General features: G+C 63.2%; 1 protein-coding gene. It reads right to left on the bottom strand.

The genetic code is table 11. From position 1 onward, the window contains the following. Positions 1-30: 30 nt before the first annotated feature. A partial coding sequence (locus AC5Y4D_RS27300) for an IS3 family transposase (protein WP_500038773.1) occupies positions 31-981 on the bottom strand: 951 nt, incomplete at its 5' end.

Below are 981 nucleotides of genomic sequence, written 5' to 3'. Positions count from 1 at the left end.
TGAGCTACCCCGGGTTTCGTACACACTCGGTTACTGGTGTGCCTCCGTTTTGGCGGCGGCGTCTTGAGCGTAGTAGTTCGCTTCGAATTCGGTGGGGGGTATGCGGCCCAGACGGTGCATGAGCCGGCTGGTGTTGTACCAGCTGACCCACTCGGCGGTGAGTAGTTCCACGTCGGCTAACCGGTGCAGCGGGCCGCGGCGAAACGGTGAGTCGTTGCGTACCGCTTCGGTCTTGTAGAGCCCTATCGTCGTCTCTGCGAGGGCGTTGTCGAAGGCGTCGCCCACTGATCCGACTGATGGTCGTAGTCCGGCCAGCATCAGGGTTTCTCCGAACCTCACCGATGTATATTGAGACCCCGCATCTGAGTGGTGAATTGTGCTGCCCGTCAATGGAATACCTTCCATTGACCTCAGGTTGGCGGCTTGGCGGATCGCTGACTCGACGAATGCGGTGCGCTTGTTGGCACTGCACTGCCAGCCCACGATGCGCCCGGCGAAGGCGTCGATGACAAACGCGGTGTAGACGAACACCCCGGTGCACAGCCGTAGGTAGGTGAAGTCGGCTACCACCAGCACGTTGGGGGCTGGCACCGTGAACTGGCGGTCCACCAGGTCTGGTGGTCGGATCGCGCACGGATCGGCCACGGTAGTGCGCACTTTCTTGGTCCGTGTCACCCCCTGCCAGCCGTTGGCCCGCATGAGGCGCTCCACGGTGCATCGGGCCACCTCGATGCCCTGCCGGTGCAGGTGAGCCGACATCTTCCTCGCCCCATACAGTGACTCCGGCTTGCGGCGGCCCTTCTCGTCGGGCTCGTAGTAGCCGGCCAGAATTTCGGTGATCGCCATGTCCCACAGGGCCCGCTTGCAGGGCTGCCTGCTGCGCCAGGCGTAGAAGGTTCTCGGGGCGATCTGACAGCCATGCTCGGTGAGCACCCTACAGATCGGAACGACCCCGAACCGAGCGCGATGCTCGGCGATGAA

Source organism: Mycobacterium sp. NGS67, from assembly GCF_059812185.1.
This window is presented reverse-complemented; position numbering and strand designations above follow the sequence as displayed.